16 protein-coding genes are annotated in these 16,880 nt (G+C 69.2%); all 16 read left to right on the top strand.

All coding sequences use genetic code 11. The features are described from left to right. Positions 1-2 precede the first annotated feature (2 nt). Complete coding sequence (locus ACIGJI_RS07820; protein ID WP_363444823.1) at positions 3-773, top strand: hypothetical protein; 771 nt, start codon at positions 3-5, stop codon at positions 771-773. Between the two features lie 7 nt (positions 774-780). After that, positions 781-1,512 carry a hypothetical protein gene (locus ACIGJI_RS07815; RefSeq protein ID WP_363444821.1) on the top strand — a complete coding sequence of 244 codons (732 nt, stop codon included), beginning with the start codon at positions 781-783 and terminating at the stop codon, positions 1,510-1,512. Between the two features lie 192 nt (positions 1,513-1,704). Continuing rightward, positions 1,705-2,019: a WXG100 family type VII secretion target gene (locus tag ACIGJI_RS07810; RefSeq protein WP_187663161.1), complete on the top strand. Its 315-nt coding sequence runs from the start codon at positions 1,705-1,707 to the stop codon at positions 2,017-2,019. A 41-nt stretch (positions 2,020-2,060) separates the two neighbouring features. After that, positions 2,061-2,342, top strand: coding sequence for a WXG100 family type VII secretion target (locus tag ACIGJI_RS07805; RefSeq protein WP_136052373.1), 282 nt, complete (start codon positions 2,061-2,063; stop codon positions 2,340-2,342). A gap of 124 nt (positions 2,343-2,466) precedes the next feature. Then, positions 2,467-2,862, top strand: a complete 396-nt coding sequence (locus ACIGJI_RS07800; protein ID WP_187663162.1) for a hypothetical protein — start codon at positions 2,467-2,469, stop codon at positions 2,860-2,862. Then, positions 2,862-4,223, top strand: coding sequence for a S8 family serine peptidase (locus tag ACIGJI_RS07795; RefSeq protein ID WP_363444819.1), 1,362 nt, complete (start codon positions 2,862-2,864; stop codon positions 4,221-4,223). Before ACIGJI_RS07800 ends, ACIGJI_RS07795 begins: the two co-directional genes overlap by 1 nt. Further along, entirely contained in the window at positions 4,220-5,611 is a 1,392-nt protein-coding gene (locus tag ACIGJI_RS07790) for a hypothetical protein (RefSeq protein ID WP_363444817.1), read from the top strand. The genes ACIGJI_RS07795 and ACIGJI_RS07790 overlap by 4 nt, the downstream gene beginning before the upstream one ends. Positions 5,612-5,814: 203 nt before the next feature. Next, positions 5,815-7,101, top strand: coding sequence for a S8/S53 family peptidase (locus ACIGJI_RS07785; protein ID WP_363444816.1), 1,287 nt, complete (start codon positions 5,815-5,817; stop codon positions 7,099-7,101). A gap of 48 nt (positions 7,102-7,149) precedes the next feature. Then, positions 7,150-7,554 carry a YbaB/EbfC family nucleoid-associated protein gene (locus ACIGJI_RS07780; RefSeq protein WP_363444814.1) on the top strand — a complete coding sequence of 135 codons (405 nt, stop codon included), beginning with the start codon at positions 7,150-7,152 and terminating at the stop codon, positions 7,552-7,554. Further along, complete coding sequence (locus ACIGJI_RS07775; RefSeq protein ID WP_187663167.1) at positions 7,554-7,844, top strand: WXG100 family type VII secretion target; 291 nt, start codon at positions 7,554-7,556, stop codon at positions 7,842-7,844. The genes ACIGJI_RS07780 and ACIGJI_RS07775 overlap by 1 nt, the downstream gene beginning before the upstream one ends. Positions 7,845-7,873: 29 nt before the next feature. Then, positions 7,874-8,206: a hypothetical protein gene (locus ACIGJI_RS07770; RefSeq protein ID WP_187663168.1), complete on the top strand. Its 333-nt coding sequence runs from the start codon at positions 7,874-7,876 to the stop codon at positions 8,204-8,206. Further along, on the top strand, positions 8,203-9,774 hold the full coding sequence (locus ACIGJI_RS07765) for a hypothetical protein (protein ID WP_363444812.1): 1,572 nt from the start codon (positions 8,203-8,205) through the stop codon (positions 9,772-9,774). The genes ACIGJI_RS07770 and ACIGJI_RS07765 overlap by 4 nt, the downstream gene beginning before the upstream one ends. Further along, positions 9,771-10,229, top strand: a complete 459-nt coding sequence (locus ACIGJI_RS07760; RefSeq protein WP_232089166.1) for a hypothetical protein — start codon at positions 9,771-9,773, stop codon at positions 10,227-10,229. Before ACIGJI_RS07765 ends, ACIGJI_RS07760 begins: the two co-directional genes overlap by 4 nt. Before the next feature lie 64 nt (positions 10,230-10,293). Continuing rightward, positions 10,294-11,658, top strand: a complete 1,365-nt coding sequence (locus ACIGJI_RS07755) for a hypothetical protein (RefSeq protein WP_363444810.1) — start codon at positions 10,294-10,296, stop codon at positions 11,656-11,658. A gap of 50 nt (positions 11,659-11,708) precedes the next feature. Next, positions 11,709-12,896: an FHA domain-containing protein gene (locus ACIGJI_RS07750; RefSeq protein WP_363444808.1), complete on the top strand. Its 1,188-nt coding sequence runs from the start codon at positions 11,709-11,711 to the stop codon at positions 12,894-12,896. Continuing rightward, positions 12,893-16,870: a type VII secretion protein EccCa gene (gene eccCa / locus ACIGJI_RS07745; protein ID WP_366244173.1), complete on the top strand. Its 3,978-nt coding sequence runs from the start codon at positions 12,893-12,895 to the stop codon at positions 16,868-16,870. Before ACIGJI_RS07750 ends, eccCa begins: the two co-directional genes overlap by 4 nt. Positions 16,871-16,880 lie beyond the last annotated feature (10 nt).

The following is a 16,880-nucleotide window of genomic DNA, read 5'->3' as shown; positions in this document are numbered from 1 at the left end:
ACATGGAGTTCATCACACCCACCGACCAGGGTTCGTTCGACGACCTGGTGCGCAACGTCACCGACGGCATCGCCGAGACCGGCCAGAAGCTCACGGAATGCAACGAGGCGTACGACGCCAAGAAGGGCGACATCAGCCTCTGGGATAAGTTCCTCGACTGGTTCAAGAACACCATGAACGAGGTCAGGGAACGCCTCAACGACGCCATCGAGAAGTACAACGAGTTCGTCGCCACGATCGCCGACTATCTGAGTCCCGGCAATCCGTTCGCGATGTACGCGAAGCACGACAAATGGATCACGGTCAAACAGAAGATCACCGGCTCCAAGACGACGATCGAAGGTTCCTACCTGCGCGCGGACAGCACGTGGAAGGGCGACCCCGGCGATGGCTACGGTGACCTCGCCGAACGGCAGAAGGCCGCGATGGACACCCTGGCGGGGTACACGGACTCGATGATGGACTTTCTCAACGAGTACGCGGAGAAGATCCTCAACGCGTGGATCGACTTCGGTGAGCGGATGATCACCTACATGCTCGACCAGGTCGACGCGGCGTCCGAGTTCATCTCGGCAGACCCGCTGAAGTGGCTCGACATCGTGCCGAAGATCGTGAATGTCTGCACGAACCTTGCGCAACTCGCGGTGGACATGACGGCGCAGCTGGCCCGGAACTTCACCGCATCGAAGAGCACCGCCGACTCGCTCAAGCAGGGGATGGCCAATCTCTACGGCTTCCCGAACGGCACCTGGCCGGCTGCCATCATCTACTGAGGTGATCATGCACGAAACCCGCATCCGCCGTGCGCGGAAACTGCTCGCGTGGACGGGGGCCCTCTGCCTGGCCGCCTCCATGAGCGCGTGTGCTCCGGCGTCGCCGGTGCAGCCGATCGCGACACGCATCGACGACCTGCAGGCAGAAGCCACGGTCGAGAACTTCTTCGAACTCCTCGAGGACGGAGATGCGCGATCGGCGGCGTTGATGACCGACCTCGACGTCGACATCGACGCCGACGAGGCGCTGCTGCTCGCCGACGAGGTGTACTCGTCTGTCGATTCGAGGCCTGAACTCGTCGAGGTCACCCGGGCGGAGACGGTCGCGGACGGCGCGCAGGTACAGGTGCGGTACCAGGTCGGAGACGACACCAGGGACGAGACCATGCACCTCGTCCGCATCCCGAAGGAGGGCACGGTCCCGGAGCATCGCCTCGTCCATCTGTCGTCCGAGACGGTCGGGGTGGACATGTCGGGTGCGGAACGGCTGCCCGACGGCACGGAGTACCGCATCAACGGCGTGGACGTGACCGCGGCGATCGTCGCGGCAGTGCAGAATGCGTCCGCCACGGGAGGGACACCGCGCGTGCTGGCGTTCGGGGGCAGCTACCCGATCGACGTCGTGGTTCCGGGTGGCGACGGATTCACCGACACGTTCCTGCTCGAGGTCCCGACCTTCGTCGCTGGCGATTCAGCCGGCGAAGGATTCGCGGACTTCGTCCGTCAGCACGGGTTCTGAGTGGTGAGGGCACTCATTCATCGATCCAACATAGAAATTTCGATACGGATCTGTCCAGGCCGTTGGAAATGGGCACCGACCTGCCTTAGCCTATGTGCGGAAACAGATTGGTCGGGGGTTGTTCCGAAGTCGTCCCGTATCGGGAAGGCGCTCCCCCGCGTGTGTCCTCATGGGGACCGGAGGGAGTGAGTAATGGCTGATGTCATCTCCGCAGAAGAGGGGGCTCTGCGTCGCGGAGCCCAGGCCGTGCGGGAGACGAAGTCCGGGATCGATCAGCAGACCAAGAAGGTCCGCGGTGAGATCGAGCAGCTGCGCGGGTTCTGGACGGGTGCGGCTGCCGCATCGTTCACCACGCTGATGTCGCGGTGGGACGAGCAGGCTCGTCAGCTCAACGAGGTCCTCGTGACGCTCGAGGATGCCCTCGCCGGCACCGAGCGCGACCAGGCCGCGACCGAAGAAGCTCACCAGCAGACCATCTCGGGCCTCGGCTCGATGATGGGCGCCTGAGCGCAGACCGCAGAGATTTCAAGGAGAACATGATGCAGTCGATGTCCGTTCGCCCGGAGCAGGTCAACGCTCTCGCGGCGCAGATCCGCAGCGGGTCGCAGGGTATTCGTTCCGAGCTGGACCGCCTCGAGTCCGAGGTCGGCAAGCTGCGTGCGGCGTGGGATGGTGCCGCGCAGCAGGCCTACGACCAGGCGCAGGCCAAGTGGAACCGCTCGCTGAGCGAGATGCAGCAGCTGCTCACGCAGATCGCCGGGAAGACCGAGGAGATCTCGGGTCAGTACGTGCAGACCGACAAGTCGGCTGCGGGGCGCTTCGGCGCGTGAACCCGAGGCGCGGGTCTGGCGCAGAGATGCGTCGGACCCGCGCCGTCTGCTGTGCTTTTCGGTGAGCCACCGGACGGTACAGCAGGCGTGACGGGATCGCCGGAGGAAAGAAGAGGGGGCGTCGATGACCATCGGAATCGACCTTGATCAGATACTCGCTGAGATCAAGCGCATTCAGCGGGACATGCAGCAGCTTCCTGCTGCATCCGAGGTCGCCGTCTCGGAAGGTGGCGTGTCGGAAGCGACCGCGGATTTCCGCTACGCCGTCAAGCGTGTCGCCGACGGCATGGGCAAAGCGACACAGAACTCGATCGTCGCGCTGAACGACGCCAACGAAGCCATGCGTCTCGCGGTCATGGCCATCGCGGAACAGGATGCAGCGATCGCCGACGAAGCGAAGCTCATCCTCTCCTTGTTGGATTCCGCCGTGGAGCAGGCTCCGACGACGCCCCAGCCGACGCCCGCAGGGGCGCAGACCTCGGAGACCTCGACGGATGAGCCCGAGGAGATGGACTACTGATGAAACGCGGACGACACCTGGTCGCTGCCGCGATCGGCGTGGTCGCGATGAGCGTCGCGGTCGCCGTGCCGGCGACAGCATCGGATGCGTCCGAGGGCGGGCTGTGGTATTTCAACCGGGGCAAGGTGCAGGCCGCACAGGACGCCGGCCTCGACGGTTCCGGAGTGACGATCGCCGTGATCGACACCCAGGTGAATCCGGATGCTCCCGGTCTGCGGGGCGCTGACCTCCAGGTGCGGGAGGAGTCGTTCTGTTTCGACGAGTCGGGAAAGCGGTATGACGCGATCTCCTCGGACTATGTCGCGGCGAATCACGGCACGAACGTCGCCTCGATGATCCTGGGCACGGGAGAGGCGGTCGGCGGCACCCCCATCAAGGGTGTGGCGCCGGGCGCGACGGTGCTCTATTACAACTCGATGATCACCACCAGCGCGCCGGAGGGGAACGACGTCGAGTCCACCTGCCTGCAGGAGAACGGCGAGCTGATCAATGACGATCTGAGCGATGAGGGAATGCGCCGCCCCTCCGGCCTGGCAAAGGCGATCTCGGCGGCGGTGGACGACGGTGCGGATATCATCTCGGTTTCGCTGGGCGGGCTGGTCGACGCCGCGGATTCGGTGGCGAAGGCTCATGCGGCCGGAGTCGTGGTGTTGGGTTCGCTGCCGAATGTGGGCGGGGTCGGTGACTGGCCTTCGAGCTACAACGGTGTCGTCGCCGTGCAGGCGTTCGGCCCCGATGGCAAGATCCAGTACTCGACGTACGATCCGGTGCTCGCCGAGCCCTCGCCGAATCTGAGTGAGGACGTGAAGGTGGCGTCTCCGGGGCTGGAGATCATCGCGCAGGGCACCGCGGACTCGTGGGACGCGCAGCAACTGCGTTCGGGGACCTCATTGGCGACGCCGATCGCGGCCGGCTTCCTGGCGGTCGTGAAGCAGAAGTACCCGGAGGCGACGTCCAATCAGCTCATCCAGAGCATGATCCACAACACCGGGACGAAGGGCGAGCACGAACCGAAGTGGAACAACAGCGGCGGGTACGGGGCGATATCGCTCTCCGGCATGCTGGCTGTCGATCCGACGAAGTACCCGGATGTGAACCCGCTCTGGGACGCCGACGATGAGAACGCTGTTCCCCAGCAGGCCAACGTGGACGAGGAAGCCGCACTGCTCGCCGCGAGCGCTTCTCCGCAGCCGACGAGTGAGGCGGGCGATGATGCGGGTAACGCGGGGACGGATCTCGTACCGCTGCTGATCGGCGGTGGGGCCGTGCTCGCCATCCTCGTCATCGGCGGAGTGGTACTCGCCGTGGTGCTGACGAGCTCATCACGACGACAGAAGACGCAACAAGGGGGAGACCGATGACTGGACCGTACGAAACCGAGCTCAATCGCATTCGCGGACTCGAGGACTGGCGCATCCCGAAAGCCGCTTCCCTGCAGACGGCGCTCAACTCCCTCGTCGGTGCACTGGGCACCGTGCTGGATTCGTCGGCGTGGAAGGGCAGCTCTTTCGAAGCCGCACGAGAGTCGCTGGGGAAGCTGCAGGAGAACTTCCGCATCCTCGAAACTTACGTCGGACAGCTCACCACGACGATCGAGAACGCGAACACCTACCGTCGCAACGCGGCATCGACGGAGCTTCCGTCGACCAGGATCGACCCGTTCTGGGCGAACGCCGCCAAGGTCGGTTCCGTCGTCGTGCACCCGGTTCTCGGCCCGCTCGCCGCGGACAAGGCGCTCGATGTGATCGGCGGCTTCCTCGGCAACAAGCGTGAGGAAGAGGCGAAGCGCATCGTGCAGCAGATCGAGTCGGCCCTCGCGCCGTCCGCGAAGTCGCTCACGGCCGCGTCCGCGACACTGTCGGAGTTCGACCCGCGGGTCGCGGTTCCCGCACCGCCGCAGAAGCCGGTGGACCCGGGCACGGATGTCACCGCTCCGCACATCTCCTATCCCGGAGGCGGAAGCTCCCCCGGCGGCTCCAGCCCGGGTGGCGGAGGCCATCCGGGAAGCGTGAGTCCGCCTGCCTCCCCTGGCGGTGGACAGATCGGCGGGGTGAACCCTGGTGGCTGGGAGCCGACACCTCCCGGCGGCGGCTGGGAGCCCACCCCTCCCGGCGGCTGGGAGCCGACCCCTCCCGGTGCGGGCGGCGATGATCCCTCGATCGACTCTCCCGGCGGCGGCCTGCTTCCGGGCGGGCCCGGTGGCGGTCTTCCCGGCGGTTCCGGTGGTCCCGGCGGCTCCGGTTCCGGCTCGCTTCCCGGCGGTGCCCTTCCGGGCGGGGTCTTCCCCGGCGGTGGTGGCGGCCTCGGCGGCATCATGGGCGGTGGCGCCGGTGCGGCGGCGATCGCGGCGAGCTCGAAGATCGCCGGCTTCGGCAGCATGGGCGGACTCGGCGGTGCTGGCTTGGGGCCGGGCGCAGGCGCTGGGCTCAAGGCCGGTGGCGGTCTGCTCGGTAACTCCGCCGTCGGTGGTGTCGGCGGCATCGGTGGAGCAGGGGGCCCCGGCGGTATGGCCGGTGCCGGCGGCGTCGGCGGGGCGGGTGCCTCGGGCACCGGGTCCTCCGGCGCGGCAGGTGCCGGTGGCCGACCCGGCATGGGCATGATGGGCGGCGCCGGTGGCGCCGACGAGGAGGAGAAGGCGAAGCGTTCGGGCCTCGGTGGTCCTATCGCGCCGAAGCTGGAGGACGACGAGGAAGCCGGCCCCCGCGCCAAGGGTGCTCGCGCCGGATCCCGCGACGAGCCTGCCAACTGAATGACGCCGCTCTGGTCCGAAGAGGCCGGGCGCGGCGACCGCGTCGGATGAGTCCGGGGAGTTCGGGGTGCCGCAAAGAAGGGGGACCAATGGGGGGTCGAGGTAGCCGTCGTCATTCGACACAGACCTCGCCGTCCGCCACAGAATCGATGCGGCGAGTCTCTCGCGGTCTAGCCGCGGTCGTCGGCGTGGCCGGCTTTGCGATGGCGGCCCTGGTGCCGTCGGCGGCGGTGGCAAAGACGGCGGAGTCGGGCTTGTGGTGGTTCGATCGTGGCCGGATCCAGGAAGCTCACGATGCGGGCTTCGATGGTTCCGGTGTCAAGGTGGCCGTGATCGACAGTCAGATCAATCCGGATGCGGTCGGTCTCCGCGGGGCGGACGTGACGGTCCGGGAGCCGTCGTACTGTCTGGATGCGTCTGGGACGCCGTATCCGTCGGTCGCGACAGATTATGTGGCCTCGCATCATGCGACGAACGTCGCATCGATGATCGTGGGAACGGGGGAGGCACCCACTGGCGGCGCCCCGGTGAAGGGCGTCGCGCCCGGGGTGGAGATGCTGTTCTACACTGCGCCGGTGGTCGACGGTGTCCTCGACGACGAGGGCGAGGATGCTGAGTGTCTGCAGGAGGGTGGCAGCAAGTTGGCGGCGGACAACCGGACAGGGCTGGACCATGCCGTCTCGGACGCAGTGGCTGACGGGGCGGACATCATCTCCATCTCCTCCGGTGGCATGGACGCATCGAAGGGCATCGCGGAGGCTTACGCCAACGACGTGGTGGTGGTCGCCAGTATGCCGAACGAGGACGGGATCGCCTCCCCGCCGGCCAGTCTGAACGGTGTCGTGGCCGTGCAGGCGTTCGGTGAGGACGGCAAGATCCAGAACGGGCAGTACGGGGAGCCGAACGTGAGTGACGACGTCATCGCCGCCGCCCCGGGTATCGGTCTGTTGCTGCAGGGCGCGTCGGACTCGTGGGAGGCGCAGTCGCTCGGATCGGGGACGTCGTACGCGACGCCGATCGTGGCGGGGATGCTGGCGGTCGTGAAGCAGAAGTATCCGGAGGCTACAGCGGGGCAGCTGATTCAGAGCCTCATCCACAACACGGGCACGAAGGGCGAGCACGAACCGAAATGGAACTCCGGCACGGGATACGGCGCGGCGTCTCTTGCCGGGATGCTGGCGGTGGATCCAACGAAGTATCCGGATGAGAATCCGATCTTCGATGCCGATGATCCGAACGCCTCCCCGTCACTTGCGATGGTGAACGAGGTCAAGGCGGCACAGGATCGGGAAAATGCGACAGCGAGTCCACGATCCTCTTCCGCGCCCGGCGGGGCCGAGCAACCATCGGATGTGTCGGCGATGCCGTGGGTGATCGGCGGCGGGATCGTCGTCACTGTTCTGGTTGTGGGCGGGATCATCCTCGCAATCGTCGTGGCGCGAAACTCACGACGACAGACCGCCGCGCAAGGGGGAAAGCATGAGCAGTAAGCGCAATCGGTCACTCGACTCGTTGTGACCGAACGGAGGGGGAAGAAGATGCCGGAGGGAAATGACGTTCTCGCGTCGATGGAGGCGTTGAACGCGAAGATCGATGCGCAGATCGCGCGTTCACGCGAGCTTGCGGACGAAGCGGCGCGGGTGTCTGCCGAGGTGACGCAGACCACGGCGACGATCACGTCGTCGGATGGTCGGGTCACGGTGGTGGCGCAGCCGACCGGAGCGATCACCGAAGTACGGCTGTCGAGCGCCGTCGACGATGCGATCGCGCTCGGTGCGACGATCACCGACACGATCGCCGCGGCTCAGCGCGCGGCGGCCGACGCCGTGGTCGAGTCCCTTGCGCAGACGCTCGGTGCGGATTCCGGGCTGGTCGACGCTGTCCGGCGGGACGTCCAGGTCGCGTTTCCGGCCCCGGGCGACGACACCCTCGGGTACCGCTGATGGCGACGATCGAGGTCAACCCGTCCCGCCTGGCCGCGGCTGCGCGCTCCATCGGCGATGCGTCCGCGAACATCGACGCGGCCCTGGAGCAGCTCGTCGGGATCGCCGGCGTGCTGCGGGATTCGTGGTCGGGGGAGGCCCAGTCCGCGTTCGACTCCGCGCACGGGCGCTTCGACCTGTCGATGCGGGAGCGCAGCGCCCTCGTCGAGGCCATCGCGACCACCCTGGACGATCTCGCGACGTCGTACTCCGAGACGGACCTGGCCGGCCAGCGCGCACTCGGGGGGTAACTGAACATGACGATGTCGGGAGGATGGAAATGACCACGGGAGCGGCGAACCAGCAGATCGTCGTCGACGCGGATCTGCTGCAGGCTCATGTGCGGGCGCTCTCGGATGCCGCGGACATCCTGCGCGGCGCCGCGGCGAACGCGGCCGGCGGCGTGGGCGGAGAGGCGTTCGGGGCCCTGTGCACCCCCCTGCTCGGCCCGGCGGTGTCGGCACTCGCAGAGGCATCCCGGTCGACGCTCGCGACGGCGAGCGCGCTCTCGGCACTGACGTCTGCGGCTCTCGCAGCCACTGTCGGACAGTTCCGCGAGGTGGAGGAGACCGCCGTGACGACGTTCCGCGCGATCGAAGGACAGGCCCTGTGACCGCGGTCGCCGCGATCAGCGGCCAGGTGCGATCCGGGTCCTGGGCAGCGGGCGCTGCGGGCTACACGTCGGCGCAGGCCGATTGTGCGAGCATCCCCGGCATCGCCGGTCTGCTGATCCAGTACATCCAGCCCCTCCGCGAGTGGTTCGACGATCTGCTCGGCGACCCGGGCACCGTCGGCGCCTTCGCGGCGCGCTGGGAGGACGCGGAGCGCGCGCTCGGCAGGACGCACGCGATGCTCAGCGACGCTGATCGTCGGCTGGTCGACCTGGACGGCCGCACGGTCAGGGCGTTGCGCGAGCGCTTCTCCGATGTGCTCTCCGTGAGCGAGGACGGCGTGCAGTGGACGGGCGCGACTGCGAGCGCCGTGCGTGCGGTCTCGCACATCATCGAGTCCACCCGCGTGCTGATCTGCGACTTCCTCGGCCGTCTCAGCCGATTCGCCGAGGACCTCTTCGGATGGTCGGTGAACCCGCTGTCGAAGCTCAAGGACCTCGAGCGGTTCGCGAACTCCGCCGCGGAGTTCGTCACGGTCGGCGGCGCGCTCGTGAAGAACCTCATCAGCGCCGTCGTCTCACTCGCGGAGCTGCTGTACAAGCTCGTCCCGCTGGTCGGCGACGCGCTGCAGCGGCTCCGCGGAGTGATCGCCGACATGATGCCCGTGCTCGGGGGGCTGTTCGGCGGCCCGCTCGGAGTCCTCGGCGGCAATGTGCTGGACGACTTCCTCGACACGGACGTGAACGTGCGGGAGATCGACCCGGATGACCTGAGCGGGAGGGCGCTCCTCGCGTGGATCGAGGCGCACGAAGTCAGCAACCTGCGCTCCCTCTCGGATCTCGTCGCGGTGAACACGACGACGGACGCCATGGGCGGTCAGGACGCGACGGTCATCGACATCAAGCAGGTGCGGGCGGCGGACGGTTCGACCCACTGGGTGGTGTCGCTGCCCTCGACGCAGCCGTGGGAGTTCGACGGGCCGCACGGTGCGATGAACGACCGCGACAGCAACCTGGCTCTCATGATGGACAACCCGGTCTTCCGTGGACAGTATGAGCGCGCGGTCCTGCAGGCGATGAAGGAAGCGGGGATTCCCGCCGGCGCTGATGTCGTCCTGACCGGTTTCAGCCAGGGAGGCATCATGGCGGCCAACCTCGCTGCCGACCCGACCTTCCCTTACAAGCCGCTCGCGGTGGTGACGAACGGTTCACCCGTCGACAACTTCGCGGTGCCGCCGCACGTCCCCGTCTATGCGTTCCAACACGCATCGGACGTCGTGCCGATGACCGATGGAAGCGCGGTGGCGGTGCCCGGACTACCCGGGCTGGCCCCCATCGACGTCCCGCACACGCCGATCACGGTTCTGCCGCCGAACATGCATCAGATCACGCTCCCCGACCCGCCAGGAAAGCACCTTTTCGATGCGCACGACAATGATGCGTACGCGGAATCCGTCGCCGCGTGGGAACGACACTATCGGTCTGAGAACGATGGCGAAGACCCCTGGGATCTCGCCGGACTCGGGGGGCAGGTCATCGACCACCAGGTGTATTCGGGGGTGGAGCATTGAGGCGTCATCGCGCTCTTGCTGCCGCCGCGCTTCTCGCAGGGGCGGTCTCTTCCCTTACCGGTTGCTCGCTCGTAGCTGGCGATCTGGCGGACGACGAGGTCGAGGAGATCCCGGCGGCGCTGTTGGCCTCCGATGTCGGAGTCACCGAGGCGTTTGCAGAGAAGGCGACGAGCGGACTCTCCTTCGAGCTGTCGGTCGGCGTCTATCTCGATGATGCGGAGTTCACCGAGTCGGACCTCGCGTCGGTTCTTCAGATCATCATCGATGAGAACGATCTGCCGACCGATGACATCGAGCTTGCGGTCCGTGACGTCGACGGTGCGGCCATCGACCTCGAATCGATGATGGAGCGGCTGGTCCCGGGAGTCGTCGACACGTCTGTGTATGGGCACGTCACGCTCACGACCGACGGCGCACGCGAGATCATCGACGCCGTCGGAGCGGGGGCATCGTGATCCCCCGAAGTGCCTGCGGCGGCGCCGCGCGGCGAGAGCCTCGCGCAGTGGATAGGGTGCAGGTGTGTCAGTCGAGATCGTAGAGCGGCGTCGGATCGTCCTCCAGAGCGAAGATCATCGCATCGACCTCTCCCTGCCGCTCGACGAGACGCTGGAGGACGCCCTCACCCTGAGCGGGATCCCCGACGCGGACCGGTTCGTCACGATCGGCCCCGGGGGATACGAGATCCCCGGCGACACCGAGTGCGAAGACCTCGTCGACGGTGGCCTCTATGCGTTGATCGACCGCACGGCTCTGGCTCCGCAGGCGCGCCCGGCGGAGAAGGCGACGGACCAGACGCGCGCCGACCACGGCGCACGGTGGTGGCTGCTGGCCGTGAGCGGGATGCTGCTCGTCGCGGTCTTCGCCCAGGGCGCCGTCGATCCGCTGATCCGGCTTCTCGTCGCCCTCCTCGTCGCGGCCGGTGCGATCGGTGGCGCTGTCGCGTGGGCGCGACGAGACTCCGCGGCGGGAGTGCGCGGCATCCTCGGGGTGCTCGCGCCGGTGCTGCTGTCGTTCGCAGCCGGCGTTCTCCTCATCCCGGCCGGGCTGGAGGACGCGTCGCACCTGTCGACCGCCGCCGGGTTCCTCGCGGCGGGTGTCACCACCGCGATCATCGCCGTGACGGCCAGGGCTCGCCCGATGCGCGCCGCGGCCGGGACGGCGACGGTGCTGCTCGTGGGCCTCGCCGCCGTCTGGGGCCTGGCCCTGCTCCTGCGGTGGGGGGAGGCGGAGGCCGCCGCCGTCTCGCTCGGCCTCGTTCCGCTGGGCCTGCGTGCCCTCCCGAGCAGCCTCGTCAACCTGCCCGAAGGCTACTTCATCGACTACAAGCACTTCATGACCAGCCGGTGGACCGTGCGCGGAGCCATCCCCGAGTCGGTCGGGCTGCTGCGTCCGGAGCGCATCACCGCCGTGGTCGACGATTCCTCCGCGCGCCTCATCGCGGGCACCGCCGTGCTGAGCATCGTGGCCGCGGCGATGGCTCCTGTCGCGTTCCTGCGGCCCTGGCCCGATGACGCGTTCGTGGTATCCGGCGGCATCGCTCTCCTCTGCTGCCTCGCGCTCGCCCTGCTGCTCACGCCGCGGCACACCACCTCGCGCCTCCTCCGGTGGTTCCCCCGTGCCGCGGCCGCCGTGGTCTGCCACGTCGCCGGCATCCAGGTCGCGGCGGCCCTCGGGAGCGGCTTCCACCTGCTCGGAGCGGCCCTGCTGTTCCTCGTCGGGTTGGCGGCGGTGGCCGTCGTCATCCCGGTGTCCAAGGGCGCGAAGTCGCTGGTGTGGTCGCGGGTCGGAGACGCGTTCGAGTGGCTCGCCGTCGCGCTCGCCCTACCGTCGGCCCTGCTCTACGCGAATGCGCTCTCCCTGGTTCGTGGAATGATGGCCGGATGAGCGGGAACGGCCCATCACAGTCCTGGCCGAGCGGGGGTCCGATCCCGCCGATGGCGCCCGGCGGAGACCGTCCAGGGGAGATCCCCGCGCTGCCGCCCGCCCTGATCGCGGCGCCCCCGGGCGTCGACGGCACGCCGCTCCGCCAGACGCCCGCACCGCCCACGCCGATCGCCTCGTCGCGACGCACCGTCCCTCGGCCGGCCGAGGGACTCGGCCCCGCCTTCCGCGGAGCCCCGGCGGGCACGATCCAGCGGATCGCGGCCTTCACGCTCGACGCGGCCGCCGTGTTCCTCGCGTCCGCCGTCGTCCTCGTGCTGACCCAGAGCGTGCTGCTCGCGGGCCTCACCGTCTTCGAGCTCGCCCTGTTCCTCTGGGTGCTGGAGGCGCGGACCGGCCTCACCCTCGGCAACGCCGTGCTGCGCCTGCGCAGTGCCCGCGCCGACCGGCCGTGGTCGCCGGGGATCGGGCGCCAGTTCGTCCGCGGCATCATCACCGGTGCCGGCTTCCTCGTGGCCGTCGGCAGCTGGGTCGTCGTCGCCTCCAGCGCCTGGGATCGCGGCGGCAGACGGCAGTCCTGGGCCGACCGCGTGGCCGGCACCGTCGTGGTCGCCGTGCCCGCCAAGGCGGCCGTCGAGGCTCCGCCGACTCCCGCCGCGGTGGAGGCCGCTCCGCTCGCTCCGCCGCAGGTCGTGCCGCTGGTGGCGTCGCCGTCTGTCGTGGACGAGGATTCCCAGCCCACCGACGCCCGCGCGGCCTCCCGCCGCACCGAGGCTCCGGAACCGGCGGCACCCGGATCGGACCGGCCGCTCTTCACCGTCGCCCCGGCGCCCGGGTCGCAGGCGGGTGCCGAGGCCCCGGCCCCTGCCCCCGAGACCGGGGCGCTGCTGCTCATCTTCGACACGGGTCAGCGGGTGCAGCTCGCCCTCCCCGTGGCCGCGAACCTCGGGCGCGGCCCCGTCGCCAGCGCCCACGACGACCGCCTCATCGTCGTCACCGACCCCGACGCGTCGGTCTCGAAGACCCATCTGCGCATCGAGCACTCCCGCGGCCGCACCTGGGTCACCGACTTCGGTTCCACGAACGGCTCCGACGTCCGCAGCGACGACGGCCAGACGACCGAGCTGGTCGCGGGCGAGCGCGTGCTCCTCGACGACGCCGACCGTGTCCGCATGGGCAACCGCAGCTTCACCATCAGCCTTCTGCTGGGCACCGATAGCAGCGCCGGAGAGAGAGCATGACAGGACCCCGTCTCGCCCCGCCCCGTGTCCCCTCCGGGAGGCTCCCGGTCCAGGCCCCGCCGGAGCTGCAGCCGAACGACGGCGGCATCGGGATCCTCGGGTCGCTGCTGCCCATGCTCGGCAGCGTCGGCGCGATCGTCATGGTCACCATGTCGAACCAGTCCGTCACGGGTCTGCTCACCGGTGGCATGTTCCTGCTGTCCTCGCTCGGCTTCGTCGCCGTCAACGGCTGGCGGCAGCGCTCCCAGCGGCAGGCGGCCACGCTCGGTGCCCGCCGCGAGTATCTGGCGTACCTGACCGAGTTGCGGCAGACCGTCCGCGTCGCCGCCCGACAGCAGCGCCGCTCCGCGAACTGGCACCTGCCCGCCCCGTCGACCCTGCCGTACCTCGCGGAGGAGCGCACCCGCGTCTGGGAGCGCGGCGTCAACGACCCCGACTTCCTGTCGGTCCGCGTGGGCGTCACCGATCAGCCGCTGTGCGTCACGCTCGAAGCCCCGGAGCTCCCGCCACTGGCGCAGCTCGACCCCGTCGCCGCCTCGGCCGCGCACCGCTTCATGCTGACGCACGAGGTTCAGAAGAACCTCCCGCTCGGCGTCACCCTCCGCGACTACGCCCGCATCGAGATCACCGGCGACGAGGACGAGACCCGCGCGCTGGCGAGAGCCATGCTGCGGCATGCGGCCACCATGCACGACCCCGACGTGCTGCAGATCGTCATCGCCGCGGACACCGGCGTGCTCCCGCAATGGGAGTGGGCGAAGTGGCTGCCACACACGCACTCACGCACCGTGCGGGACGGCCTCGGCGCCGCCCGCATGATCGGCTCGCAGCTGTCCGAGCTCGAGGACATGCTGCCGCCCGAGGTGCGTGAGCGCTCGCGCTTCGCCCGCGACGGCTCCGGACCGAAGACGCCGCATGTGGTCATCGTCACGGACGGCGCCACGACGTCGTTCAACGACGCCCTCGTCACCGGTGACGGCGTGCAGGGCGTGACCGTGATCGACCTCCCCGCCCGCTGGAGCGACCTCGACGACCCGAACGCCCTGCGCATCGCGTTCGAGACCGGCGGTGCGAGCACACGCGCCGAGCTCGTCAGCCTGCAGGTGCCCGCACGGCCGTTCGAGGCCGATGCGATCACCATCGTCGAGGCGGAGGCGACCGCCCGTCGGCTCATCGCCCTGTACTCGGGCGGCACCGCGATCGCCAGCAAGAAGAGCGCGACCGGCCAGGCCGAGCTCGTCGAGCTCGTCGGCCTGCCCGACGTGCGCGACCTCGACCTCGACGCCGCGTGGGCACCGCGCCTGGAGCGCGATCGGCTCCGCGTGCCGATCGGCCAGACCGAGGACGGCAGCCCGCTCATCCTCGACATCAAGGAATCGGCGCAGCAGGGTATGGGCCCGCACGGCCTCATCATCGGCGCCACCGGCTCCGGGAAGTCGGAGGTGCTCCGCACGCTGGTGCTGGCCCTCGCGATGACCCATTCGCCGGAGCAGCTCAACTTCGTGCTCGTCGACTTCAAGGGTGGTGCGACGTTCGCCGGTATGGCCGACATGCCGCACGTCTCGGCGATCATCACGAACCTCGGTGAGGAGATCTCCCTCGTCGACCGCATGCAGGACGCGCTCCAGGGCGAGATGGTGCGCCGACAGGAGCTGCTGCGGGCCACCGGCCCGTTCGCCAACGTGGCCGACTACGAGAAGGCGCGTCGCGGCGGACGCACCGATCTGGCGCCGCTGCCTGCCCTGCTCATCGTCGCCGACGAGTTCTCCGAGCTCCTGTCGGCGAAGCCGGAGTTCGTCGACACGTTCGTCAACATCGGCCGCCTCGGCCGCTCGCTGCAGGTCCACCTGCTGCTGTCCTCCCAGCGGCTCGAGGAGGGAAAGCTGCGCGGCCTCGACACGCACCTCTCGTACCGCATCGGTCTTCGGACGTTCTCGGCGGCCGAGTCCCGCACGGTCCTCGGCGTGCCGGACGCCTATCACCTGCCCACCCAGCCGGGCGCCGGCATCCTGAAGTCCGACACCGAGACGATGACGCAGTTCCGTGCCGCGTACGTGTCTGGCCCCCCGCCGCGTCGTCGCCGGCGGGCGTCGTCCGGCGGCTCCGGCCAGAGCACCGGCTCGACGGCGGTCGAGCTGTTCACCGCCGCGCCGGTGTGGCGGGCGGAGGCACCCGTCGACGAGCCGGAGGTCATGGTCGACGCCGAACCGGAGGAGAAGCGCAACACCTTCGAGATCGCGGTCGAGTCCATGAAGGGACGCGGCCCCGCGGCCCACCAGGTGTGGCTGCCGCCGCTGGTGACGCCGGCCACCCTCGACCAGCTCTTCGGCGACCTCGTCGAGGACCCGTCGCTCGGGCTCGTCTCCCCGCGCTGGCGGGGTGCGGGGGCGCTCACGGTCCCGCTCGGCATCGTCGACGTGCCGCTGGAGCAGCGCCGCGAGAACCTTGCAATCTCCCTCGGCGGCGCGGCCGGCCACATGGCGATCGTCGGCGCGCCGCTGAGCGGCAAGAGCACGCTCGCGAGGACGACGGTGGCTGCCCTGGCTCTCACCCACACGCCCCAGGAGGTGCAGTTCTTCGTCATCGACTTCGGCGGCGGCAGCTTCACCGGCCTGCAGGACTTCACGCACATCAGCGGCGTCGCGACCCGCTCCGAGCCGGACGTGGTCCGCCGTACGGTCGCCGAGGTCACCAGCCTGCTGAACGCCCGCGAGGTGTACTTCCGGCAGCACGGCATCGACTCGATCGACGCGTACCGTCAGCGCCGTTCGCAGGGTCTCACCGACGACGGCTATGGCGACATCTTCCTCATCGTCGACGGCTGGGGCACGCTGCGCGCCGAGTTCGAGATGCTGGAGCCGCAGATCCAGGCGATCGCCGCGCGGGGTCTCACCTACGGCGTCCACGTCGTGATCACGGCGGCGCGTTGGATGGAGATCCGGGCGAACATCAAGGACCTCATCGGCACCCGCATCGAGCTGCGCCTGGGCGACCCGACCGACTCCGAGGTCAACCGCAAGGCGGCGGAGAACGTCACGGCCATCCCCGGCCGCGGCCTCAACGACCGCGGCCTGCAGATGCTCACGGCGCTGCCCCGCGTCGACGGGGTGGACGACGCGTCGAGCCTCGCCGACGGGATCGACGACCTCGTGGCACGGGTCGCGGCGGCGTGGCACGGACCGGCGGGGCCCAAGCTGCGGCTGCTGCCCTCGCGCATCAGCCATGCCGATCTGCGCGCCGTGGCGGCCGCGCAGTCGCCGGACGGCACGGAGCCCCGCGAACTCCTGCTGGGCATCGATGAGGCGAACCTCGCCCCGTTCTCGATCGATCCGGTCGCCGAGCCGCTGCTGTACCTGTACGGCGACGCGGACTCCGGCAAGTCGTCGATGCTCCGCGGCGTCGTGCACGAGATCACGCGCCTGTACGGGCCGACCGAGGCGAAGATCTTCGTCGTCGACTACCGTCGTGCCCTCCTGGGCGAGATCCCGCAGGAGTACCTCGGCGCCTACCTCACGTCGCACGAGATGACGGAGGGCGGGATGAACGAGCTCGCCCAGTTCTTCCGCAGCCGCATCCCGGGACCCGACGTCACGCCCGACCAGCTCCGCAGCCGGTCGTGGTGGAAGGGCGCGGAAGGGTTCGTCCTCATCGACGACTACGATCTCGTGGCGACCTCGCAGGGCAACCCGGTCGCGGTCCTCGCGCCGCTCCTCGCGCAGGCGGCCGACCTCGGCCTCCACGTGATCCTCACCCGCCGCACCGGCGGAGCGAGCCGCGCCGCGTACGATCCCATCATCCAGCGCATGACCGACCTGGGTGCGACCGGCATCCTGCTCTCGGGCAGCCCCGAGGAGGGCCAGCTCATCGGCAAGGTGAAGGCAGTTCCCGCGATCCCCGGCCGTGCGCAGATCGTCAGCCGCGATCGGGGCCTCGTCTCCGCGCAGCTGCTGTGGGTGCCGCCGAGCTACGAGTGACAACCGAGGA

The organism is Microbacterium sp. NPDC064978, assembly GCF_044543605.1.
Classification (GTDB): Bacteria; Actinomycetota; Actinomycetes; order Actinomycetales; family Microbacteriaceae; genus Microbacterium; species Microbacterium meiriae.
This window is presented reverse-complemented; position numbering and strand designations above follow the sequence as displayed.

Bases quoted from the DNA above. Each gene is read 5' to 3' on its own strand.
- ACIGJI_RS07785 (WP_363444816.1), top strand. From the start codon at position 5,815: ATGGCGGCCCTGGTGCCGTCGGCGGCGGTGGCAAAGACGGCGGAGTCG.
- ACIGJI_RS07810 (WP_187663161.1), top strand. From the start codon at position 1,705: ATGGCTGATGTCATCTCCGCAGAAGAGGGGGCTCTGCGTCGCGGAGCC.
- ACIGJI_RS07795 (WP_363444819.1), top strand. From the start codon at position 2,862: ATGAAACGCGGACGACACCTGGTCGCTGCCGCGATCGGCGTGGTCGCG.
- ACIGJI_RS07780 (WP_363444814.1), top strand. From the start codon at position 7,150: ATGCCGGAGGGAAATGACGTTCTCGCGTCGATGGAGGCGTTGAACGCG.
- ACIGJI_RS07750 (WP_363444808.1), top strand. From the start codon at position 11,709: ATGGCGCCCGGCGGAGACCGTCCAGGGGAGATCCCCGCGCTGCCGCCC.
- ACIGJI_RS07805 (WP_136052373.1), top strand. From the start codon at position 2,061: ATGTCCGTTCGCCCGGAGCAGGTCAACGCTCTCGCGGCGCAGATCCGC.
- ACIGJI_RS07800 (WP_187663162.1), top strand. From the start codon at position 2,467: ATGACCATCGGAATCGACCTTGATCAGATACTCGCTGAGATCAAGCGC.
- ACIGJI_RS07820 (WP_363444823.1), top strand. From the start codon at position 3: ATGGAGTTCATCACACCCACCGACCAGGGTTCGTTCGACGACCTGGTG.
- eccCa (WP_366244173.1), top strand. From the start codon at position 12,893: ATGACAGGACCCCGTCTCGCCCCGCCCCGTGTCCCCTCCGGGAGGCTC.
- ACIGJI_RS07815 (WP_363444821.1), top strand. From the start codon at position 781: ATGCACGAAACCCGCATCCGCCGTGCGCGGAAACTGCTCGCGTGGACG.
- ACIGJI_RS07770 (WP_187663168.1), top strand. From the start codon at position 7,874: ATGACCACGGGAGCGGCGAACCAGCAGATCGTCGTCGACGCGGATCTG.
- ACIGJI_RS07775 (WP_187663167.1), top strand. From the start codon at position 7,554: ATGGCGACGATCGAGGTCAACCCGTCCCGCCTGGCCGCGGCTGCGCGC.
- ACIGJI_RS07790 (WP_363444817.1), top strand. From the start codon at position 4,220: ATGACTGGACCGTACGAAACCGAGCTCAATCGCATTCGCGGACTCGAG.